The sequence below is a fragment of the Clostridium sp. DL-VIII genome (genome assembly GCF_000230835.1).
GTDB lineage: Bacteria > Bacillota > Clostridia > Clostridiales > Clostridiaceae > Clostridium.
Map to the genome: position 1 here is coordinate 4,786,404 of NZ_CM001240.1, position 23,829 is coordinate 4,810,232.

Sequence of the window (23,829 nt, forward strand, 5' to 3'; positions counted from 1 at the left end):
CCTTCTTATAGATTCTTTTTTAATATTTTACCTACTGCATTTTTAGGAAGCTCATTTAGATATATAATCTCTTTTGGTAATTTATATCTTGCTAACTTATTCGAAAGATACTCTAATATTTCATCTCTTCTTAAAGAAGATACTACATAAAGCACTGGAACTTGACCCCATTTTTCATCCTTTTTACCAATCACTGCACATTCCTTTACTTTAGGATGATTATATAAAATATTTTCAATTTCTCTTGGGTAAATATTCTCACCACCAGATATTATTATATTTTTACGGCGTTCAAGTATAAATAGAAATCCATCATCATCTATATAACCTACATCTTCTGTATTAAAGTATCCTCTAATTTCCTCTTTGCCAATATATCCATCCATTAACATTGGGCTTTTAATATAAACTTCACCTACTCCTTTTTTATCTGAGTTTTTAATAAAGATTTTTACATTTTTAAGCGGCAAACCTACTGAATCAATTTTTTCAGGATACTCTAATACAGAAAAGGTTGTAGATTGACTTGTTGTTTCTGTCATTCCATATGTCTTATATATTGGAATGCTCCTTAATATACCTTTTTCAACCAGAGCCTTAGGGATAAATTCGCCACCTAATAGAACTACACGCAATTTATGTTTCTCTATTTTATCTATAATTCTGTTCAACATTGTTGGCACAATAGATAACATATTAATATTACCCTCTTCAATTAATCCTATTACTCGTTCTTCATTAAACTGTTCCAATATGGTAAGTTGAGTTCCATTATATAAACTTCTCAGTAAAATAGTTAATCCGCTAACATGATACATAGGCAATGTTACAAGCCAATTATCTTCTTGTGTTACTCCTAAAGCTTCTTGCGATGCTTTCACATGATTATAAAGTTGTTTCCATTTAAGTGGTACTGATTTAACCTTTCCTGTTGTAGCACTTGTATTCATGATAACAGCAGTGCTCTCCTTATCAAAATCCTCTGACAATCCCGATTCATTTTTTTTGCTTTGATACACTTGATGAAAGGATATAAATTTATTATCGTAAGAAAAAACCGTCCGGATCTCTAATGAGTCTAACTGAATTCTTATTTCTTCATCTGTTAAACGCACATTTAGCATAAGCACTTCCTTTTCTAAGAATTGAAATGCCAGAAAAAATAATGCCATATCAACTGAGTTATTTGAATAAATAGCAACTCTTTTCTCATCTTTTACATAGGCTGATAGCTTTTGAGTTAATTCTATTACACGTTCATAAACTTCACCAAAAGTTAAATCATTAATAAATTTTTTATTGGGATTTTTAATATTATGTTTCCTAAGCCAATTCATTTTATGTCACCTTTATTAATTTTATTTATGGAAATTTGGGAAATTGCTCAAAGTCTGGATTTCGTTTTTCTTTAAAAGCATCTCTACCTTCTTTGGCTTCCTCTGTAGTATAAAATAAAAGCGTAGCATCTCCAGCTAATTGCTGCAATCCAGCTACTCCATCTGTATCTGCATTAAATGATGCTTTTAAAAAGCGAAGTGCAGTTGGCGAATGCTGCATAATTTCCTTTGCCCATTTTACTGTCTCTTGTTCTAGCTCATTAAACGGAACCACTGTATTTATAAGTCCCATTTCTAAAGCTTCCTCAGCAGTATATTGACGACATAAATACCAAATCTCGCGAGCTTTTTTATGCCCAACAATACGTGCTAAATATCCTGCTCCATATCCACCATCAAATGAGCCTACTTTAGGACCAGTTTGACCAAATTTAGCATTTTCAGATGCAATTGTTAAATCGCATACAATATGCAGCACATGTCCACCGCCAATTGCATATCCATTAACCATTGCAATTACTGGCTTTGGAATCACCCTAATCAAACGCTGCAAATCTAGAACATTTAAACGAGGTATATTATCTTCTCCTATATATCCTCCATTTCCACGCACTTTTTGATCTCCTCCTGAGCAAAAGGCTTCATTAGCCTCTCCCTGTCCATGATTAGCTCCTGTTAAAACTATTACGCCGATTTTACTATCTTCACGAGCTATTGTAAAAGCTTCAATTAACTCCATAATAGTTTTAGGACGAAAAGCATTGCGTACCTCTGGGCGATTAATTGTAATCTTTGCAATTCCATCATAGACTTCATATTTAATATCTTCATAATTGCGGTTTAATTCTTTCCATTCAAATTTCTTCATATTTATGTTCATTCCTTCCATTTCGCTCAAAGCCCAATAAAATATTATTGCGTCTGACTTTTAGCTAATTATTTTACTTTATTTTTTTCTTAAAACATTTAGGTATAAGGCACAATCAAATAAATAACAAGTCCATTTGCCATCCTCTTTTTCATGTACCTAAAAATCTAATTAATTATAAAAATTCATTTAAAACTTTCACGAAACCGTTGATATTTTCAATGTGAGTATTGTGTCCACATCTATTTATGATTATGTGCTTTACATTAGCATTTAACACTTCAAATTCTCTTCCTATTTTCTGATATTTTTTATCATATTCTCCACTTATATATAATATAGGCATAGATAATTTAACTATTTCATCTTTCAGACATAGGAGATTCCCTTGACCAGTACTTTCTAAAGTATTAGAAAGTGCATGGGTGCTGTTAGCTAATCTCCTTCTGCTTATATCATTCATTATAGATTCGGGTAAAACTTTTTGAGATTTAAAAATGCTTAAGCTTCCCCAATATTCGTTAAACCATTCTATACCATTTTCTCTTATACTTTTAGCTAAATTTAAATCCTCTTTACGCCGCTTTAATCTATTTAATATTTTTTCTTCTCCGTAAGAAGCACTTTCTAAAATTAATTTATTGATTTCATTTGGATAAGTTAAAGTGTAAGCTAATGCACATCTTCCTCCCATTGAATAACCTAATATTGAATACTTTTTTAAATTCAATTTAGATATAAGCTTGTTTAAATGCTTAAGCATCACTTCCAAAGAATAATATTTACTTTCTTTTGGCTTGTCGCTTTTTCCATGTCCAATGAGATCTATTAATATTAACTTATATCCATGTAAATCAAGCAACTTCCATGTACTAACATCCTCAGAAAAACCATGCAAGCAAATAATTGGATTACCTTCTCCTTTTATTTCAATATGATATTTAATGTTTTCAATTTTAATAAACATAATGTCACACCTTATAATGTTGTATATTTGTCATGTAATATTTTGCTTAATTCTGAATCTATTTTCATTTCAATTACCTTAACTCCTTCTAAAGTTAAGGCTTCATTAAATTTATCTTCAAAAGTCTTGTAGTCTTTTGCTTCATAGTATGTTGTATTATACAAAGTTTCTATCCCTTTAAAATTAATATCCTGTGGCGTTAAGAATAGATGTTCAAAATGTTTCTCTTCACTTTGAGGTAAATATCTAAATATTCCTCCTCCATCATTATTAAATAATAAAATAATTAAATTTAACTTATGTGTTTTTCCAATCAGTAAGCCATTTAAATCATGATTAAAGGCCAAATCTCCTATAAGTAAAATTGTTGGTTTATTTGAAGTCGATACCCCTAATGCAGTAGAAATAGTACCATCAATTCCATTTGCACCTCTATTACATAGTACCTTTACATTTTTCTCACGTGCTTCAAAAAAGTAATCTAAATCACGAATTGCCATGCTATTTGCTGCAACTAATCTGCTTTTTTCTGGCAGCATTTTTTGTAACTTTTGAATAATTTTCCCTTCAAAAAAAGCTTCTTCGTTTATTGCTGCTTTAATTTGTTCACGCATTTTTTTCTGATACCTTAACCACTTATCTAAATACTCTCTACCGCTATTTTCTATACAAATAGATTCTGCAAATACTCTAGTTGACGAATTAATGTACTTTTTAGTTGATAAAGATGGATTACGATAATTAAAACTCTCTCCAACCTGTATATATAAGCACTCTTTGTGTAAGGTTAAAAACTGTTGCAGTCTTTTTGAAACAGGTACCTGTCCAAAGTGAATTATAAACTCTGGCTTAAGTTCATTTTTAACATAATCATCTTTTAAAAAAGCATCATAACTATCAATAACAATATCACTTGAAAAATTTCGCATGTTTGAAATCGGGTCAGCAAGTATTGGTGCTTTTAGCCTCTCTCCTAAAGCTAATACTTCTTTATGATAGTTTGAATAAGCATCTCCGCCACAAATTATTATTCCATTTTTATCTTTAAAAATTGATTTGTCCAAAGATACACTATTTTCTCCTTCAATGTACTCGAATTTATTTTTTTCACGACCTGCAGTAAAATCTAATTTGCCTAAATCCGGAATTAAAGGGTCTCTAACTGGTATATTAATGTGCGCCACACCATATTCCTTTGACATAGCATTTGCATATGCTTTTTGCATAACTATACGAACATACCTATACATACTATCAGTTTCCTCTGGCAGAGCTAATTCTTCAAAATATTTGATGAAATTATCAAATATTTTATTTTGATCTATTGCTTGTGGTGCACCAACCTTACGCAACTCATGGGGTCTATCTGCCGTCAATACAATTAATGGTATTCCTGAATATTTCGCCTCCACAATTGCTGGCAGATAATTTGCAGTAGCAGAACCAGAAGTACAAACTAATACAACTGGTCTTTCCTGCTCTTTAGCTATGCCAAGTGCAAAAAATCCTGCAGAACGTTCATCAACATTGACAAATATTCTAAAATCATGTTCACAGAACAATATAGCTAAAGGAGTAGATCTTGAGCCTGGACTAATCACAACTTCACGCACACCTAATTCATGCAATTCGTCAACTAATGCCGCAATATAATTTGTCATTCATTTCTCCTCCTCATTATAAACTTTCAATTATGGTTTTTAATTTATTATTTGTTTCAATATATTCATCTTTGCAATCCGATTTATCCACTATACCGCATCCTGTGTATGCATATGCCATATTTTTTTCAATTAAAACTGATCGTATTCCTGCTATGAATATACCATTCCCATTTCCATCCACAACCCCAATTGGTGCCGCATATAAACCTCTTTCATGCTTTTCATACCTTCTAATTAAATCTGTAGCTTTATCAACTGGATTTCCACCTAACGCAGGTGTAGGGTGAAGTAACTTCACCCACTGAAGTAAAGTTGTATCTTTGCTCTTTCCAAGAATCCTTGTTTGAAGATGATGTAAATTTTTAAGTGTTAAAATTTTAGTTTCATCTACTATTAATTCATCTGTAAATTTCTTCATTATATCCGTTATTGAATCAATAACAATTTGATGTTCATAACAATTTTTATTATCTTTTAACAACTTTTCCTTTTGCAATTCATCATTTTCATCACTTCTCAAGATAGTACCAGCTAATGCATAGCTTAATACTTCTTCACCTTCTTTTTGAACTAAAATTTCTGGTGTCGCACCTAAAAATACTTTTCCTTCTTTTGAATAGCTAAATACAAAACTATTTTTGTTCTGCTTCAAAAGTTTCTGTAATACACTTTCTGCATTTATTGATGTATCACATTGAATTTTAATTTCTCTTGAAATAACTACTTTATTTACTTCTTTCATTAATATCTTGTTTTTTACTGCTGAAAACATTTCTTTCCAAGTTTTATAATCATCTATTTCATACTTATAAGAATGGTCACAAACTTCTATCTCTCTATTTTCAATTTCAACAAAATCCTTAAAGTAATAAAGAGTTTGCTTTCCTTCTTTTTCAACAAGATAATATTCAAATGCAATATTTTCGTTGCCAAAATTGTCCCACTTAGTATCTTTAATGGAATCAAAGAAAGTCATTGATGAAAAAATATATAAATAATCATTAAAATTTTCATTTGCTGAAAAAGTTTTTAAACGCTTAGCTCCAAAAATGAATTCTTGTTTTATTGGATTATAAAATAAAAACTTTTCTTCATTTCTAAAATGTTTCAAAAATGAAAGCGGATTATTTAATGAAATTTGTTTTTCATAATATTTCAAATTATGTACCTCCATATTTAGGCTATAAAAAATTCTCTAACCGAGAATTTATGCTCATGCTATAAGCTTTAAATATATTGCTTTTTTTAATATTCTTACTATATTGAGTACTTTCAATCCCTAAAAGACATTGTATATTTAAGTTTCAATGTTCTATAATTCATAATACAAAATATTTATAAAGATTTTATGTAGAAAAGTATCAAAAAATATAGCTTACCTGCTTAATTAAATTTAACAATTAGAATATTGATAAATATATCTATATTGGTCTCTTTAATTCAATAAAAAAAGCCATGTTAAAAAGGGCTTACTCCTCTCTTACATGGCAACATTTTACTACCTGTTTAATGCATTTTTTATACTATAATACTCCTCTTCACTTATTTCTCCACGAGAAAATCTTTCATTTAGTATATTTAAAGAATTATCTCTAACTCTGCAAACCTTAAGTTCATTACTTTCTTGATACTTGTACATAAAAAATATAACACTTGTAATTAGAATTACAGGTATAATCATCATTTCAAGTCACCTCCAATTGTAATATATCAATTATATCTCACATTTTTTTCATTTTTGTGTCATTATATTAAGTTCTTATAATTTTATAATATATTTTTCTTATCTTCCCATCATATTTTGATGTATTTTAAGCATATTATTTTTGCCTACAGATTCCATCTTATTAGCCATAGATTCATATCCATTATTTCGCATAACATCTATCATTTTTTTGTAATCTTCAGTACTCATATTAGACATTAAATTCTGCATAGTATTAAAGTCTCCATTTTCCATAGCTGCTGCTTCATCAGTCAATCCATTATCTTTCATTATTTCTATCATTTTATTATAACTATCATTGGATTGTTCTCCAGAGCCTGTCCTCCTCATCATTGTTCCTCTATAGTCAGCTGATGACTCAACATTATCATTTTGAGCACTCATCATTGGTCTATTAAAACTATTAGAAACTGCACCATTGTTACTTGCAGCATATGCAAATGATGCACCTCCTACAGTTAATATTGCTGTTAATATTAAAATCATAATTTTCTTTTTCATTGTATATCACTCCTTATTTATCTTAACTTTATATTTTTATTTTACTGTTCAAATATGGAGCAATTATGAAGATAGTATATTTATGAAAAATTTTAGGTTTAAATTTAATAAAAAGTTTAAGCACTATATCTTTATAGCACTTAAACCTTTTGCATTTCATCAAATTACCATAATAGGATACAGCACTAAATTATTTGATTGATGCTTCATAGATTTCCTTAATTGAATTTAATAGCATTGCATTAAATTCTTCCTCTGTTTGCTGGACAGTTAATCCTTGTGATAAAGCTCGTGAGAAACTAGCGATTAATCCATGATTACATGCTAGCTTTTTATTTGCTTCAGCTTGACTATATCCCCCAGATAAAGCCACAATCCTAACAACATGTGGATCATCCATCAAATCACTATAAAAATTATCCTTCGTAGGTATGGAGAGCTTAAGCATAATTTTTGTTTTTAGGTCAAGCTTTGATAATTGTTTTGAAATTTCAAACTTTAAATGCTTTTCTGATTCTTCCTTATCAAGGCTGTGGATATCAACCTCTGGCTCAATGATTGGAATTAGACCCGCTTCAGCTATTTGTTTACCAATTTCAAATTGCTGATCAATTAATATTTTAATCCCATGAGAATTGGCTTCTTTAACAACTGAACGCATTTTTGTTCCAAAAATATTCTTTTCTATAGCCTTCTTTAAAAGCTCATCCAAATTAGTTATTGGTTTCATGAGCTGAACACCATTTTCAATTTCCAGTAGTCCTTTATCAACCTTTAAAAAGGGTACAATATTTTTTTGTTTCCAAAGGTAATCAGCTGTATATTGATCATCAATAGTCCGATACATTGTATCTTCAAATAATATAGCACCAAGAATGTATTCTGAAGTAAACGCAGGACTCTTTATGATGCGTTTTCTCATTTCATGTACCAAATCAAACATCTTCTCATCATTAGAATAACTATTTTCTTGAATACCATATTGAAGTAGTGCTTTTGGAGTGCTACCGCCACTTTGGTCTAATGCAGCAATAAATCCTTTACCTGTATGCATTCGATTCATTTGATTTTCATTCATTTGATTTTCCTCCTTGCTTGAGATTAGACAATCACATCTTTCTTTTTATTATAGTATCTTTCTTATTAATTATGTGTTCATTAAAGAAGATTGATATAAATAACATATATATTTTATCTTTTTGTTCCATAATGTATAGATGCAACTCCAAAAGTCAAAGATTTATATTCTGAATTCTTAAACCCTATTCGTTCAAATTCCTCTTTAAGCTGCTTTTTATTCATGAAGTTATTTACAGAATCTCTAAGATAATAATATGCCTCCCTGTCACCTGTACCTATTGATCCAACTACTGGCAATATACGATTGAAATATAAATCATATATATTTTTTAAAATAGGTATGTTAGGTTTTGATAATTCCAAACATACCACTTTTCCACCTGGTTTTAAAACCCTATACATTTCCGATAATGCCTTACTTTTATCTTGAATATTTCTTAAACCAAAGGCAATTGTAATGCAATCAAATGTATTTTCTTTAAAAGGTAATTCTAAGATACTACCTCTAATTAGTTTAAATCTATAATTTTCTAATGATTGTCTAAGTCTTCTGTTACATACATTAAGCATTTCCTGACTAAAATCCATCCCAATAACTGTAGCATTTTTTCCTACTGCTTTACATTCATAATTTATCATTTGTCCTGTCCCACAGCACAAGTCTAATACCTTTTGATCTTCTTTAATATTACATATTTTTATTGCCTTTCTTCTCCACAACCTATCAATATTTAAAGTTAAAATAGAATTTAACATATCATATCTCTTTGCAATTGCTGAGAAGATCCTCTCCACATCTGTTATATTTGTTTCTGCCATATTAAATCACCTCGTATTCCTTTTATCTTACACCTACAAAAATTAGCTAGTATGTTTTTTCTATATTGTACTTTTTAATCGAAAATTATTATTATAGCTTACCTAAAATTACTTTAGATAAGCTATAACGGCTTGGCCTAATTACATACGCATAGCCATAGGTAATGAAAATAACATTATATTAACTACTGCAAGCACTATTAATAAGACGGTATATACAATTGTTACACTTATTTTTTTACTTTCATAATTGTTCTTAGAAATTCTATAAACAGTATATATTGATCCAAGAGTACCAATTCCTATTAATAAAAATTGAAGTACTTGTATTGTTGGATCATCAAGAATATTTGTAGAAGCATTCTGAACTTGAACTCCAAATAACTCTATAAATGTATAAAATATAGATTTTCCTTCCGCCAATAAATGGAATAAATTATGAGCTATATGAGCAGCCATGTCTAATGGTATAATGGCATATCCATACCTTGTGAAGTTTTCCTTTAATGAAGCTTTATTAAATATTTTCGCAACTGATCCTGTTATAGATAACAATATTACTGGTATAGCCATTGCTATGATAAAAGTTATGGTAAATGTTACTGCATAATTTTCTGTTCCAGTTACATTTTCAAGCCATGCTAGTATTCCATCCCATATGTTTAACATTGTAATATTTTGAACAAATACTATTCCCATGATTACAACTGCTAAAAATGCTGCATCAAATCTTGGCTTTTTTATAAACCATAATTCTTTAGTAGGTGGGCGCCATGATATTTTAATTGAATTGTTAGGACAATTCTTTACACAGTTACCACAGAAATTGCATTCTGAATTATCTTCCATTGTTTTCGGAAATTCAAACATCGGACATCCATTTGCCCTTTCACTTCCTTTATAACAGTGAGCAGCTGTACACTTAGCACATACTTCTTTTGTTCCACGCAATTGCAACATTCCTGCTCTGGAATAATTTCCAGATAATCCACCAAGGAAACAAAGATATCTACACCAAGTTCTACGCTCCCAAAATGCACCTGAGAATATTACTCCAATTGTTATAAGTAAAAGTAATGTTCCAGAACCTCTAGGTGATTCAACAACGCCAAAAACATGGTCACTCCAAGTAATAGCTAAGAACATTGCATCTATACACCATACTCCATATTTTCTTAAAAACTTAGGTACTGGCTTTTTACTTCCAACAAATTTTTGGACTAAATCACTTAATGCACCAAATGGACATATTGTACACCAGAACCTGCCTGTTATGAATAGCAGAATAGGAAGAATAGGCCACCATAATACCCATGTTCCTGCTGTACCAAAATTATCACCAGCATCAGTAGGCCCAGTTAATAGTTCAAATACAATAAACGCAAATACTAATCCTACAATTAATTGAAATATTCCTGGATACCATTTACTTTTTATAAAGCTCTTAAGCAATTTATTATCTAATAAATTATTTTCTCTTTGCTCTTGTGATGACTTTACTTCATCACTTGATTTCTTGTCCGACTTTGGCATTAAACTGTCACCTCTATTCTTTATCTTTATTTACTACTTTTTTTCTTTACTGCAGCTACTATAATTATTACTGCTACTATTCCAACAAATCCACCTATAACAACCCAGTTCGGACCTGCACTTACTACATCAACATCAAATTTTATATCTTTCTTTTCTCCATTTACTGTAGCATTAGCTGTAACAACCCATTTTCCTTTATCCGAAAAGTCTATATCTCCCATGTATTGACCTTGTCCACTACTTTCCAATGTTGCTTCAATAGGCTTTGACTTATCCATACTCATTCCGCCCATGTCAGAACCTTTGTCCATTTCTGCACTTATCTTAACATCAGCATTATCAATTTCTTTATTATTATCATCATGTAATGTTACCATCACATCATTCTTACCAGTTTTAGCTTTATTATCTTTATTAAAAGTTAACTCGACATTTATGCCACTTGCACTTTTTTCTGTTCCTTTTCCCATGTCCATGTTACCCATACCATCAGCAAAAGCTGCTGTTGAAAGACCTAACGTAAGAATTAAACTTAATAGTGCACCTCTAATTGTTTTCTTTTTCATTGTTTATAAACTCCCTTCATCTGTAACATTTATTTAAAATTTGTATTTATCAAACTAAATTTCTTATGCTATGCTTGTTCTTTTGCTAAACTTCTTCTTCCAAAAAAATATTAATAATTTATCAATTCCGATTGTATATGCATTAGCTCCAGCTGCCATTAATATTATGGCTGCAGTATATAAAATTGGATTAGTACTTGTTGTTCCTGCTAACATATAATTTAGATTCATAAGAGCACCACCAATTAAACCTGCAATAGTAAAAGCTCCAAGTATTAAACTAATACCAACAAGAAGTTCACCAACTGGTACTATGTAAGTTAGAACTCCTGCATTCGGTAGTGCAACATTTTCTATAAATTTTGCATACCACCATTGTACTGATGGATGATCTCCACTTGCCTGTGCTAACCCACCTTTTAGAAAGCCTGTTATTGCCGTCCCCGCTTCATTACCTACCCATTTCGGATCTTGAAGTTTTTCCATTGCTGGAATTAACCATTGGAATCCCAGCCATATACGAAGAATTGTCCATACAGGAATCAAGTACTTATTATTAAAAAGCTTCATCTATTTTCCTCCACTCTCTATAATTATTTTTAATGTATATTAAGCTTTTTTTATTTCTCTATTAGACAAATCAATCACATAATTTAAAAGACTTATAAGTCCCTGTTTATATATTGATGTTTCCAAATTTTCAATTGCCTCGTCTGCTTTTATAGCAAACTCTTTAGCATTCTCAATTGTTATATTATTTTTAATGGCATTGCAATCGCCATCCATGCAATCATCTACTATTTGATATACCATACCAAAATTCAACCCAAATTCCTCTAATTTTATAATTTCATCTTCGTTAGCTTCAGCTGCTTTTGCTCCAAGCTTGCAGCAAGCACTCATAAAAACTGCAGTCTTTCCTTTTATTATGTTCAGATAATCTTCTCTTGAAATTTCTTTATTTCTAGCCTGCTCAATTTCTGCTATACACATTTCCTCAATAACCTGCGTAATTATCCGCTTTTCCTCCATTGTTGGAAGCTTTAATAATATAGAAAATGCTTTAGCATAAAAAATGTCTCCTGATAAAACTGCTATCTTTCTTCCATGTACATTATTTAATGTCTTTTGTCCACGACGAATTAAATCATTGTCAATTATGTCATCGTGTACTAAGCTGGCACTATGAATAAGTTCAATAGCTACGCTTAATTCAATTAACTTTTTCTTTTGCTCCATAGTCATATTGGGTTTTATAGTTTTTGCTGAAAGTATAATTAGCAATGGACGAAGATATTTTCCAGGAACCTTAAAGAAATAATCGAATATATCTTTTGTTAGACCTGAATTAAAGTCCTTTCCCATATTCTTCAAAATCATCTCAACTTCATAGAGTTCTTTATCTACTGAATTTTTTGTTTCTATAAAACTTAGCATGACTTCACCACCTCTCTCATTAATTTAAATCTTCTAGTAAAGTTATTTTATTTCAGTACTTTATATAAATGGATGCCAGCCTTGATAAAGTATATCCAGAATTTGTGTAGATATTATGAAGATGTTTTTAGCATTTTCAAACTTTAAATTATATTTAACCTAATAGAATTATTTAATAGAAATTTAATAAGAGCCTTGACACAAGTTTTTTGTCAAGGCTCTTTAGATTTATTCTAAATTATTTTTCTTTACCTATTTCACTTAATTTTTTCTTATTCTTACTTCCTTTACCGCAGCAACATCCTCCTGACATGTTTTTTTTAGATCTATGATAAAGAATATGTGCAACTGCTAATATTATTATCCCTGTTATTACCACTTCAGTAACCATATTTAACACCTCCAAATACTTTATTAATACTTATTATCAAATATTTTTCTTTACTTTAGGCACAATCAAATAAATAATAAGTCTATTTTCATGTGCCTTATTTAATTAAAAATTATACCAAGAACATATGTAGAACTTATGAAGAAATCCTTATTATAATATTTAAATAAATATCACTTAATTCTTTTACTAATCATGATTCTATCTAGTCTTTATAAAAAAAAGCCCATACCATTATAAGTACAGACTTTTTTTAGATACTATTTGTTTTTTCTTAAACTTTATATAGGAGCATAAAATAAATTCTTAATATTAACTTACCAAAAATTTGTTTAATCTACAAAACCATGTCCTATTATTTTATAATTATTCATATCTACAAATACAGTTATAATATTAGGTTCTATTTCATTTTTAGTTGGGAAATCAATTAAATATACTTGTTTCCCTATATAAGATTTGTCATTTATTGTTCCCATACCGTCCTCTAAAGTTATTTTAGAAATTTCACTATCCTGCCATGATCCTGATACACTCTGTCGTTCCCCTGAAGTCAGCTCATTGAATACGGTTTCTCTAATTTTTTGTTTTAAATTTGATGAAGCATCTTCTGATTCTTGAATCCACGCACCGTTAGAACCAATTTGATATCCATCTACAGTTGTATCATGCACCATGTATCCATCAGAACTAAAGTAATACCACTTGCCATCAATGTTTCTCCAGCCTACAACATATGAATTATTTCCAGTATTCCACCACCAGCCATTAGAATCTTGTTTCCAACTTGCACTTACACCCATTGGATTTAACGCAAAAATTGAAGCTATTACTAACGCGCTCCCCATTACCTTTGTTAATTTTAGCTTTTTCATTTTTACTTCTCCCTTTTCTTTTATTATTTTCCTACGTCTCTTTAATATATCCAATTATAACATGCTTTTTCACCATTAATCAATTTTAATATAAACATTATTGAGATATTTTTTAATGTTATTCGTATTAAATCATGAATAATCTTAATTATATTATGAATTACATAAGTAAGAAGTTAAATTTCTCTCTATACAAAATACATGCAACATTATAATTTATAAAACGGCTGTATATAATTTCATTTTTTGTGAATACTATCAACGGAAACAACTTAACTCAAAATAGAGATAGCCTTTTACTACTTACATTTAATGCCATCTCTATTTTTGCATAAATATAATATAGTTAAACAATATTTTCATATCTTGTATTATGCTTAAAGTTATGAGAATATAGAAGTAGACTTTATATTTTAAGGAGCTGATTCAAATTAATAATAAAGGAATGATTTCTAATCTATTGTTATTGCTAACTGCTGCTATATGGGGATTTGCATTTGTAGCTCAAAGAGTAGGATCTCAATATGTAGGAGCTTTTACTTTCAACGGAATTAGATTTGCCCTCGGAAGTATTTCTCTTGTACCTTTAATTTTTTACTTAGATAAAAGAAGAAAAAATACTGAAGCTGCTAACGATAACATTGAGATAAGGACAAAAAAGATACTTATTCCAGGAATTTTAGTTGGTACAGTTGCCTATGCAGGTTCAACTCTTCAGCAAATGGGACTTATTTATACAACTGCTGGAAAAGCCGGCTTTATTACTGGATTCTATATGATTATTGTGCCTATAATAGGAATATTTCTAGGCCTTAAAATCACGAAAAATTCTTGGTTTGGAATAGGACTAGCTGTTATTGGCTTATACTTCTTAAGTGTAAATGAAAATTTCAGTGTAAATTATGGAGATTTACTTGAAATAATCGGATCAATATTTTGGGCTGTCCACATATTAACTATAGATCATTTTTCAAAGAAAGTGGATTGTCTAAAACTATCATGTATTCAATTTGCAACATGTTCGATTTTAAGTCTTGTATCTGCAGTTATTTTTGAACCAATTGCAATTAATGGGATAAGAGAAGCTTTAATTCCAATACTTTATGGTGGTCTGTTATCTGTTGGGGTTGCATATACTTTACAGGTTGTCGCTCAAAAAAATGCCAATCCAGCTCATGCAGGTATTATCATGAGTATGGAATCAGTATTTGGTGCTATAGGTGGTGCACTTATGCTTGGAGAAACTATGAGCATAAGGGGCTATTTAGGTTGTCTTCTTATTATTGGAGGCATAATTATATCACAAATTAAATTTTCTTCGGCTTTACAACACTCAGTCGAAATGTAGGTTTATCAATTGGTTCTTCTTATAAAATTAAAAATACTTCTCTAACTGGCAGCTCTAATTATATGATCTTTGATTGGAATCATATAATTAGAGTTACTTTTCCCGGGCAATAATCTTCCTGTTCCAGCTACTTTTTCATGTAGAAACAACGCTAAATGTGATACCTTATTGTTCTCTTCATTAAATTCATCTTTAAACCATTGACTTTATATTTCTGTTCTAATAAAACGTGTTCTTCTCACATAATACATACTCCTCTTAAATATAGAAAAGAACCATGCCTTAGATACTAGACATGATTCTTTTTTATACTTTATATCACAGTATTCTTTCATAAAGCTTGAACCAATCTAAACCATAATCTCCAAGCCCTAAATCAACTGTGTCCACATACTTAAATCCACATTTTTCATATAGCCTTATTGCAGGCATATTCTTTTCATAAACATCTAAACGAATTGCTTTAGTATGTAACATATTTCCATGTTCAATAGAAAAATTTATTAATGCCCTACCTATACCAGATTTTAAGAAATCCGGATGTACTGCAAATGTGTATACTACAAGAACATCAGAATAATCAGACTCAAAAGCCCACTTTACTGTATAATATGCTGTTTCTGGTCTATTGCTTAAGATAAGTGAGCCTACAATTTTCCCATTATACCTTGCTACATATAGATTTTTATTATTAACTCCATCAATAGCATTTTGCCTAACAGGATACATTCCTTTTCTCCATCCAGGATAATTTATTCCTCCTGCCAAATAATCATTTAAATCATCATAAAGCTGTTCCAATTCATCAATATCATTTACACTTCCTAATTCAATAATAATATTCATATGTATCCTTTCAGTTTAATGCAAAATATGATTAATACCTATAATACCTTTCATCATTAATTTACTATATAAGTGTGCTTTTTATTATTTCAATAGTTTCCTCAATATCTTCTGCTGTAATTCCTCTGTGAGTTACAAACCTGCAGGTTGTTGAATCTATTATTTTTATTTTTATTCCATGTTCCTCTAAAACACTGCTAATATAATATGAATCTTTTCCAGTAGTTTTAAGATCCATTTTAACAATGTTAGTTAAAGTTTTTTCAACATCAACCATCTTATCATTTACGCTAGCAAGCCCCATTGCTAACTTCTTAGCATTTATATTATCATTTTCTATTCTGTCAATCATTGTTTCGAGTGCAACCACGCCAGCTGCTGCCATATGTCCTGCCTGCGCTAATCCGCCGCCCATTCTCTGCCTCATTCTCCGTGCTCTCTCAATAAATTCCTTTGTCCCAAGAAGAACTGCTCCTACTGGCGCACTTAAGCCCTTACATAGGGAAAACTGCATCATGTCTATATCTTCGCATAATATCTTAGGCTCAACTTTTAGAGCCGCTGCTGCATTGAATATTCTAGCTCCGTCTAAAAAAACCTGCAAATCATTTTTATGTGCTAATTCACACATTTCTGAAATATATTTTTTAGATAAAGGAATACCTTTATTTAAATCATATGTATTTTCTAAGCACAATACTTTTGTTATAGGTGTTTGTAGTCCATGTTTTCTAATTGACTTTTGAACATCTTGAAAATCAAACCTTCCATCTAAACTTCTAAGAGCTCTAGTCTGCACTCCTGCAAGTGCAGAGAGCCCCCCTGTTTCCATATTATAGATATGTGATTCTTCACCAACTAACACCTCATCCCCATGATTCGTCGAGGCCATAATTGCAATCTGATTAGCCATAGTACAAGAAATAACAAATAATGCAGCCTCTTTTCCAAACAGTTCAGCACTTCTTTTTTCTAAGCAATTTACTGTAGGATCTTCCCCATTAAAATCATCTCCTACTTCTGCATCGGCCATAGCCTGCCTCATATGCAATGTAGCCAAAGTTGCTGCATCACTTCTGTAATCTCTAATTAAATTCATTTTCTTCTCCCTCAAAAATCTATAATGCTATTTTTTGTATTTCATTATTAAATAAAATCCTATTTATGCATTATTCTTATTTATCATATACTTTTAAATCTTATATACTAATTCCTCATTATAAGTTCTTCTTCATACATACACTATTAGAATTTCCTGCATAGGATCCATAATTTTCGATGACTGTATATCCAGTGTTTTTATATAAATTAATCGCTTCAATTTGCTTTATTCCTGTTTCCAATACTGCATATTTATAGCCACTGCTGTTTCCAAGCTCCTCAAGTTTTCTGACTATCAATTTAGATAATCCCTGTCTTCTATTATCCTTTGTTACAAATATCCGCTTTAGCTCTATAGTATCAGCATCATATTCCTTAAAAGCTCCACACGCAGCAGGTATATCATCTTTATAAATTATTATAACATCTTTAATAAAATCTAGCTCATTATGCTTGTCGTATTGTTTTTGCAATTCCCCATATCTTTCATTAAGGTCTTCATCTAATAATTTTATAAGTTTAATAAAATCAACATTTTTACTATCAGTTTTAACTATGTCTAAAACCATATTGTTTTCCTCCAATTTTTATAGATAAACATGCCATTTTAAATTGTAAACGTTTCTTTGATTATACACTATTTTTCTAAATAATTCTATTGCTTTCCTTTGATTTCTATAAACTTGAAAATTACTGCTCCGAATGCTGCTGCTAAAATAGAAGCAATTATTATACTTATTTTCGCCATAGACAATATAGCTTCATCTGTAAATGATAATGATGCAACAAAGATAGACATAGTAAATCCAATTCCTCCAAGAACACTTGCACCATATAAATGCCTCTTAGTTACATTAGCTGGAAGTTTAGCTATCTTTAATTTAACTAAAATATATGAGGTCACAAATATACCTATCTGCTTACCAAAAAATAAACCAAATATTATTCCCAAACTAACATGCTCCACTATAGCCACTGAAAAACTGTTTATATCGATAGTTATACCTGAATTAGCTAGAGCAAATATTGGCATTATCAAATAACTAGACCAAGGGGTTAATGTTTCTTCAAATTTATGCAGTATAGAATCTTTAAATTTATGAATATTTTCTCCTATAGGCAAAGTCATCCCAAGTAATACACCAGCTATTGTTGAATGTATTCCTGATTTTAAAACACATATCCATAATAATATACCTAAAATAATATACACAGCTGGAAATTTAACATTAAATTTATTGGCTAATATAAGAGCAATTAAGATACCCATAGCCATAATTAATGCACTTAAGGAAATTTGGCTCGTATAAAATACTGCAATTACTATAATAGCTCCTAGATCGTCAACTATAGCTAACGCTGTAAGGAATACTACTATTCCCTTTGGTGCTTTTTTTCCTACTAATGAAAGTACTCCTAAAGCAAATGCAATATCTGTTGCCATAGGAATTCCCCATCCAGAAATGCTTGCTCTATTATAATTAAATAATGCATAAATAATTGCTGGTACAATCATTCCTCCTATGGCTGCTGATATTGGAAGTATTGTCTTCTTAAATGACTTGAGCTCTCCGTACACTACTTCTCTCTTTATTTCCATTCCAACTACCAAGAAAAATATAGCCATGAATCCATCATTAATCCAATGGAGAACTGACATGGATATTGAAACTTCCTTGTAACCAATTGTTATATACGAATGAAGTATGTTTTCATAACTCTCAGCTAAGCTTGAATTTGCAATAATAATCGCAATTATAGCACATGCTAAAAGTATCAACCCACTAGATGATTCACTTTTAAAAAACTTTAGAAATGGACTAATAACTTTATTTTTAATTTTATCTTTCATATATTATCTCCTTCTTTCTACATAAATATTTTCCCCCAAAAATAGTTTTTCAAATAACATCAAAAAATTAAAGCACAAAAAAGGTGGGAATACTCAAAAAGAGTTTCCCACCCCAGAAACTAAATTGCTTGAAAGCAAATCGTAGAATTTGCCCAACCGAATCTAATTATATTCATTTGTTATCTAATTTGATTATATTATATAATGCTGAAATAATCAAGTTTAGAGCTCTTAGCCATCATTTTTACTAGCGTTAATTATCTCTTCTTTTCTCTAATTAGTTTAAAATAACACCTGGCTTTATATATATTTCTTTAGTTCTCTTCATGTGTTTTTTAAATTCTTTTATCACCTATGTAACAATTTAACACCTAAAGCGAGCATTCCTGAAGTAATTAAAGGACCAACTGGAACTCCACCTAAAAATGCAGAAGCAATTACTGCTCCTAATATTAAGGCTGGCATTACATCACCATGACCCTGAACTGTAAGATATTGAAGGCCTAGGCCACTTAAGTAAGTAGTGAAAAGAGAAATTATCAATGCCGCTATACCAATCCATGACGCAAGAACATTTTTAATATTTATAGCTGTATACTTTCCATCTGCAATTGGAATTAAAATAGCAGCAATAAGTAATATTAACCCTAGTGTCATTCCACTGTCTTCTATAACAGGGAATATATATTTATCTAGATTTACAAGTTTAATAATCAATAATATAGATGTTGCAATAGCTACTGAATTAGCTTTTCCAAGTATTGATGCTGCAAGTATTACTAATAATATAATATTAGAATCCACTAAAAGTCCCTTCTTAAACAAATTTATATCTAATAAAATTTTATTCTACCATATACCATATAATTACTTCATCGCTTAAAAATATATTTATAAACCTATCTTCTTTTCAAAACAAATTGCCCTTAAATCATTAGCATATTTACCGTAATTATGGATTTGAACATATCCATTTTTCCTATAAAATGATACTGCGGCTTCATTTATTATTCGAGTTTCAACCCACAAAACAGAATATCCAAATCTTATAGCCTCATTCTCTAAATAGAATAAGATTTCACTCCCAACCCCCTTTGTTTTTACTTTAGAAAACATCCGTTTCACTTCAGCAGTACTCTCATTAATTGGACGTATACCACCGCAGCCTATAGCTTCTCCACCATCATCATATGCAACTACAAATACAGAACGCGGAACACAAACATCACTAAAATCAAAAGACTGCTTCCCAGTACTACCTGTTATGTCTTCTAAACTTTTAGATAATTCCTCCAATAAATTTACTGCCTCAGGATCATAGGGACTTTTTGCGATAATTTTCACTCTTCTCTCCTCCTAAACTTTTAATTAACTTACCTCGTTCGCTATAACTATTATCATTTACAGATTCAACATTAAAACTTCCATTTTCATATATGACTTTAGATACACTTGAATTATCCATATTTCGTATATCAAAGCTCTTGTCCAAATAGTCAATAATTAATCTGATAATTCCTCCATGTGCTACTATAAGGACATTTCCTCCGCCGTCATTTGAATTCTCTATACATATTCGCTCTAAAGTTTTCATCACTCTGCTTATTGCCACCTCATAACTTTCCGCTACTTTTGTGTCATCTAGGGTAGCACAAGAATTACAATATTCCTTTTGGAAATGATATTTTTCCTCCGCCTCCTTAAAGGACGTTACATTAAGATAATTTAATATATCATTACGCATTACCTCTTCTCGTTCTCCTTCATATTTACCAAAGCATACTTCTCTTAGCCCTTCAAGTTCCCTTAGTTGTAAATCTCTGCTTGCTTTATTTTCCTTTATAACAATTCTGGCTGTTTTTACAGCTCTTCCTAAATCGCTGCTATAAACGGACTTAAACTTAACATCACTAAGTCCAAGACCAGCATTTACAGCTACATCAACACCTTCCTTGGTTAAAACTCCATCACACCAGCCTTGAGTTCTTCCAGCTTTATTTAAAATAGTTTGTCCATGTCTCATCAAATATAATATGATTCTTTCATTATTTATTCTGCTCATCTTTTTCCTCCATGCCTTAAATAGAATTTATACCAAAACAACTATTATATACCATAAGTAAATAATACCATTACTTATAAAATAAGTGAATTGTAAAAATTAATGATATAATAAATACAAAGCTGCAATTTAAGGCACATGAAAATAAATAACAGGTCCAAGGTTGCCTTGAATATTTTTCATCAGGCAAGGAGGTAACTTAACATCATAGAGGGGCTATTAGGTCAAGTTGCCGACGTAGGATGATGGAAAATAGGCCGGCAAATGAACTTGCTATTTATTTGATTGTGCCTAAGTGTAATATTTAAATGCATTAGTAAAAAAACTACGTTAGGAGATTTAGAAATGATAAAATTAATTGCATCTGATATGGACGGGACCTTGATAGGTCTTAATGGAAAGATATCAAAAGAAAATATTGAAGCTATAAAACTAGCTCAGAGAAATGGAATAAAGTTTGCCATTGCAACTGGCAGAGCTTATGATGATGTTAAGCCAATTTTGGATAAATATGATGTAAAATGCGAATGCGTTGTATTAAACGGTGGAGAATACAAAGATGTTTCCGGTAAAACTGTTGCTGGAATCTATATTTCTAAAAACAAGACTATAGAGATTTTAAAGGTACTATCAAAGTATGATAACTTATCAGTAGAGATATACACTGACAATGGATACTATACAACAAGCTCTAGAGAGAAAACATTAAATGGAATGATAAAAAGAACAAAGACTATGCACTCATATCTAACAGATCCAGATGAAATTTACAAATATGCTGTAAATAGTCCTCATTTTGTAAAGATGAATTACATAACAAATTTAGATGAATTTTTAGACGCTGATATTAAAATAGGTAAGCTAGTTTCTTTTGCTGAATCTATAGATGAAATAAATGTTCTAAAAGAAGAGTTGAACAAATTAGATGGACTAGCTGTATCCTCAAGCTTTATTACTAATATTGAAATCAACCATATTAATGCAACAAAAGGAAGCATCTTAGCAAAGGTTGCAGAAGGAATTGATATAAAGAAAGAAGAAGTAGCTATTTTAGGAGATAGTTCGAATGATTATTCTATGTTTGTTGAATTTCCAAATTCCTTTGCTATGGAAAATGCTATTCCAGAAATAAAACAAGCTGCGAAATATATAACTGCAAGTAACATAGAACACGGTGTAGCAAAAGCAATCTACAAAATACTAGACATGCAAAGTGGTAACTAAACTTAAGCGTATATTAATCAAGAAGAAATACATGTTTATTACGTAGGACTATGAAAATATCGCTGAAAACACTAAAAGGAAGGTTGCACAAAAATTAGCATGCTCCAACTTAAGTTTGACAAGCTAATTTTGAACAACCTTCCTTTAAGTGTTTTTAGCAGCTTATTTTCAAATGCCTACTCCACAAACATGTATTTCTTCTTTTAGTTTATATACAAGATTAAGTTAAATGAATATAAAAAAATTATGGCTCAACACTAAAAACTGTGCTTGACATAAAATAATTATAAAATTAAATGAAAAATGCATTCAAATTCCTGTATTCTATAAGTGACTAATCCAATAGAATTGAAGGAGTTTAAATGCAATTACAGGATATCACTAATATATTAAATTTACAAGGAATAAATGTTATCAATTTTATCTATGGTTTTGAAGATAGAATTTGTATTGAAATCCAACCTACAGAATATACTCAACCTTGTCCGTGCTGTAAGAGTTTTAAAATAATAAGACGAGGCTCATCTGGAATTAGAAGAGTAAGGCATCTTCCTATATTTCAAAACGAGGTAATATTAAAGGTTCCTAAAATAAGAATGTCCTGTAAGGATTGTAATGCCTCTTTTTCATGGCAATATTCATTCCTGACTGGAAAGAGTCGTTATACTAATGAATTTCAAGAGTTTATTGCAACTAAAGTACCAGGAGCAACGGTTATTCACTGTGCTAGAACATTGAAAATACCATATTCTACAGTTGAAAGAATATATAAAAATTATATTGACTATGTTGTTCCACAATTGCAAGCAAAAGTTATATTAGAAAGTTCTAACACTAACAAGCTTATACTTGGAATGGATGATTTTGCTATAAGGAAAGGACATAGTTATAATACTGGAATTCATGACCTTCGTAACGGAACATTACTTGAAATAATTCCAGGAAGAAAACTTGAAGAGCTTAGAAGTCATAAGACTGTAAATCCAGAACTTTTTGAGCTCCGACCTTTTGCTATAGTAATGGATTTGGCTCCATATTATCACACATTTGCAAAAGAAGTATACCCAGATGCTATACGTATTGCGGATAGGTTTCATGTTAATAGCTATGCTATGGAAGCTCTTAGAGGCGTAAGAAAACGCATAAGTTGTGATTTAACTCCTGCGGCACGGACAGTATTGAAAAGAAATAAATCAGTACTTGAAAAACGGAATGAATATCTTACATCAAAAGAGGTTGAGATGCTCCAGCAGTTGTTGTCATTATCACCTGACCTAAAAGCAGTATATGAGTGGAAAGAGGAACTTATTGAGTGGTATGACTGTTGTTCAAGTGTTATACAGGCAACAAATGTATTTGATAAATGGTGTAAAAAAGGACATTCACTAAATATACCTGAGGTAGAACGTGCTTTGGTTACTTTTGAAAACTGGAGACAAGAAATAATTAACTATCATCATTGTAGATATACCAATGCCGCTGTTGAAGGTAGAAACGGTAAAATTAAAGCAATTCAACGCAGACACTATTTTACAAGGAATAAAGACTACTACAAAGGAAGAATTTTATTAGAATGTAATAACCATTTCTTGACAGCTTAAGCTGTCAAGAACATATTTTGATGTTGAG

25 protein-coding genes and 1 other annotated feature are annotated in these 23,829 nt (G+C 30.6%); of the genes, 3 read left to right on the forward strand and 22 right to left on the reverse strand.

What is annotated here, in order from left to right; all coding sequences use genetic code 11:
- Nucleotides 1-5 precede the first annotated feature (5 nt).
- The 15 genes from menE to CDLVIII_RS22170 form a co-directional block, all read right to left on the reverse strand.
- Entirely contained in the window at nucleotides 6-1,337 is a 1,332-nt protein-coding gene (menE, locus tag CDLVIII_RS22105) for an o-succinylbenzoate--CoA ligase (protein ID WP_009171701.1), read from the reverse strand.
- A gap of 25 nt (nucleotides 1,338-1,362) precedes the next feature.
- Nucleotides 1,363-2,205 (reverse strand): 1,4-dihydroxy-2-naphthoyl-CoA synthase, encoded by an 843-nt coding sequence (gene menB / locus CDLVIII_RS22110; protein ID WP_009171702.1) that lies wholly within the window; start codon nucleotides 2,203-2,205, stop codon nucleotides 1,363-1,365.
- A 175-nt stretch (nucleotides 2,206-2,380) separates the two neighbouring features.
- A complete protein-coding gene (gene menH / locus CDLVIII_RS22115; protein ID WP_009171703.1) occupies nucleotides 2,381-3,172 on the reverse strand; it encodes a 2-succinyl-6-hydroxy-2,4-cyclohexadiene-1-carboxylate synthase in 792 nt (263 codons plus the stop codon).
- 11 nt (nucleotides 3,173-3,183) lie between these two features.
- Nucleotides 3,184-4,833 (reverse strand): 2-succinyl-5-enolpyruvyl-6-hydroxy-3-cyclohexene-1-carboxylic-acid synthase, encoded by a 1,650-nt coding sequence (gene menD, locus CDLVIII_RS22120; RefSeq protein ID WP_009171704.1) that lies wholly within the window; start codon nucleotides 4,831-4,833, stop codon nucleotides 3,184-3,186.
- A 16-nt stretch (nucleotides 4,834-4,849) separates the two neighbouring features.
- Nucleotides 4,850-5,995, reverse strand: coding sequence for an isochorismate synthase (locus CDLVIII_RS22125; RefSeq protein ID WP_009171705.1), 1,146 nt, complete (start codon nucleotides 5,993-5,995; stop codon nucleotides 4,850-4,852).
- Nucleotides 5,996-6,334: 339 nt separating this feature from the next.
- On the reverse strand, nucleotides 6,335-6,520 hold the full coding sequence (locus CDLVIII_RS22130; RefSeq protein ID WP_009171706.1) for a hypothetical protein: 186 nt from the start codon (nucleotides 6,518-6,520) through the stop codon (nucleotides 6,335-6,337).
- A 99-nt stretch (nucleotides 6,521-6,619) separates the two neighbouring features.
- Nucleotides 6,620-7,063 (reverse strand): hypothetical protein, encoded by a 444-nt coding sequence (locus tag CDLVIII_RS22135; protein WP_009171707.1) that lies wholly within the window; start codon nucleotides 7,061-7,063, stop codon nucleotides 6,620-6,622.
- A 190-nt stretch (nucleotides 7,064-7,253) separates the two neighbouring features.
- On the reverse strand, nucleotides 7,254-8,141 hold the full coding sequence (locus CDLVIII_RS22140) for a fructose bisphosphate aldolase (protein ID WP_009171708.1): 888 nt from the start codon (nucleotides 8,139-8,141) through the stop codon (nucleotides 7,254-7,256).
- A gap of 113 nt (nucleotides 8,142-8,254) precedes the next feature.
- Entirely contained in the window at nucleotides 8,255-8,962 is a 708-nt protein-coding gene (gene ubiE, locus CDLVIII_RS22145) for a bifunctional demethylmenaquinone methyltransferase/2-methoxy-6-polyprenyl-1,4-benzoquinol methylase UbiE (RefSeq protein WP_009171709.1), read from the reverse strand.
- A gap of 141 nt (nucleotides 8,963-9,103) precedes the next feature.
- Nucleotides 9,104-10,495 carry a 4Fe-4S binding protein gene (locus CDLVIII_RS22150; RefSeq protein WP_009171710.1) on the reverse strand — a complete coding sequence of 464 codons (1,392 nt, stop codon included), beginning with the start codon at nucleotides 10,493-10,495 and terminating at the stop codon, nucleotides 9,104-9,106.
- A gap of 26 nt (nucleotides 10,496-10,521) precedes the next feature.
- The gene (locus CDLVIII_RS22155) at nucleotides 10,522-11,064 is read right to left on the reverse strand and encodes a FixH family protein (RefSeq protein WP_009171711.1); all 543 of its coding nucleotides are present in this window, start codon (nucleotides 11,062-11,064) and stop codon (nucleotides 10,522-10,524) included.
- Between the two features lie 63 nt (nucleotides 11,065-11,127).
- Nucleotides 11,128-11,634: a DoxX family membrane protein gene (locus CDLVIII_RS22160; protein ID WP_009171712.1), complete on the reverse strand. Its 507-nt coding sequence runs from the start codon at nucleotides 11,632-11,634 to the stop codon at nucleotides 11,128-11,130.
- 39 nt (nucleotides 11,635-11,673) lie between these two features.
- Entirely contained in the window at nucleotides 11,674-12,501 is an 828-nt protein-coding gene (locus CDLVIII_RS22165; RefSeq protein ID WP_009171713.1) for a polyprenyl synthetase family protein, read from the reverse strand.
- Between the two features lie 238 nt (nucleotides 12,502-12,739).
- Entirely contained in the window at nucleotides 12,740-12,892 is a 153-nt protein-coding gene (locus CDLVIII_RS31585; protein ID WP_009171714.1) for a hypothetical protein, read from the reverse strand.
- A 332-nt stretch (nucleotides 12,893-13,224) separates the two neighbouring features.
- Nucleotides 13,225-13,767: a cell wall-binding repeat-containing protein gene (locus CDLVIII_RS22170; RefSeq protein WP_009171715.1), complete on the reverse strand. Its 543-nt coding sequence runs from the start codon at nucleotides 13,765-13,767 to the stop codon at nucleotides 13,225-13,227.
- Between the two features lie 445 nt (nucleotides 13,768-14,212).
- Between CDLVIII_RS22170 and CDLVIII_RS22175 the strand changes: the two genes are divergently transcribed.
- Entirely contained in the window at nucleotides 14,213-15,115 is a 903-nt protein-coding gene (locus CDLVIII_RS22175; protein WP_009171716.1) for a DMT family transporter, read from the forward strand.
- Between the two features lie 318 nt (nucleotides 15,116-15,433).
- Here CDLVIII_RS22175 and CDLVIII_RS22180 read toward each other — a convergent pair whose 3' ends face one another.
- The 7 genes from CDLVIII_RS22180 to CDLVIII_RS22210 form a co-directional block, all read right to left on the reverse strand.
- A complete protein-coding gene (locus CDLVIII_RS22180) occupies nucleotides 15,434-15,961 on the reverse strand; it encodes a GNAT family N-acetyltransferase (protein ID WP_009171717.1) in 528 nt (175 codons plus the stop codon).
- Nucleotides 15,962-16,025: 64 nt separating this feature from the next.
- A complete protein-coding gene (locus CDLVIII_RS22185) occupies nucleotides 16,026-17,060 on the reverse strand; it encodes a GntG family PLP-dependent aldolase (RefSeq protein ID WP_009171718.1) in 1,035 nt (344 codons plus the stop codon).
- A gap of 118 nt (nucleotides 17,061-17,178) precedes the next feature.
- Entirely contained in the window at nucleotides 17,179-17,631 is a 453-nt protein-coding gene (locus CDLVIII_RS22190; protein WP_009171719.1) for a GNAT family N-acetyltransferase, read from the reverse strand.
- Nucleotides 17,632-17,717: 86 nt separating this feature from the next.
- Nucleotides 17,718-18,914: a Na+/H+ antiporter NhaA gene (nhaA, locus tag CDLVIII_RS22195; RefSeq protein ID WP_009171720.1), complete on the reverse strand. Its 1,197-nt coding sequence runs from the start codon at nucleotides 18,912-18,914 to the stop codon at nucleotides 17,718-17,720.
- Between the two features lie 101 nt (nucleotides 18,915-19,015).
- Nucleotides 19,016-19,072, reverse strand: a sequence feature (sodium ion sensor (DUF1646 type); this cis-regulatory element may regulate processes involved in with the transportation of sodium ions).
- Between the two features lie 190 nt (nucleotides 19,073-19,262).
- Entirely contained in the window at nucleotides 19,263-19,718 is a 456-nt protein-coding gene (locus CDLVIII_RS22200) for a DUF441 domain-containing protein (RefSeq protein WP_009171721.1), read from the reverse strand.
- Nucleotides 19,719-19,805: 87 nt separating this feature from the next.
- A complete protein-coding gene (locus CDLVIII_RS22205) occupies nucleotides 19,806-20,258 on the reverse strand; it encodes a GNAT family N-acetyltransferase (protein WP_009171722.1) in 453 nt (150 codons plus the stop codon).
- Entirely contained in the window at nucleotides 20,230-20,976 is a 747-nt protein-coding gene (locus CDLVIII_RS22210) for a histidine phosphatase family protein (protein WP_009171723.1), read from the reverse strand. Before CDLVIII_RS22210 ends, CDLVIII_RS22205 begins: the two co-directional genes overlap by 29 nt.
- 345 nt (nucleotides 20,977-21,321) lie before the next feature.
- Between CDLVIII_RS22210 and CDLVIII_RS22215 the strand changes: the two genes are divergently transcribed.
- The gene (locus CDLVIII_RS22215; protein WP_009171724.1) at nucleotides 21,322-22,200 is read left to right on the forward strand and encodes a Cof-type HAD-IIB family hydrolase; all 879 of its coding nucleotides are present in this window, start codon (nucleotides 21,322-21,324) and stop codon (nucleotides 22,198-22,200) included.
- Nucleotides 22,201-22,562: 362 nt separating this feature from the next.
- Nucleotides 22,563-23,801, forward strand: a complete 1,239-nt coding sequence (locus tag CDLVIII_RS22220) for an ISL3 family transposase (RefSeq protein ID WP_009167586.1) — start codon at nucleotides 22,563-22,565, stop codon at nucleotides 23,799-23,801.
- The last annotated feature ends 28 nt before the right edge of the window (nucleotides 23,802-23,829 follow it).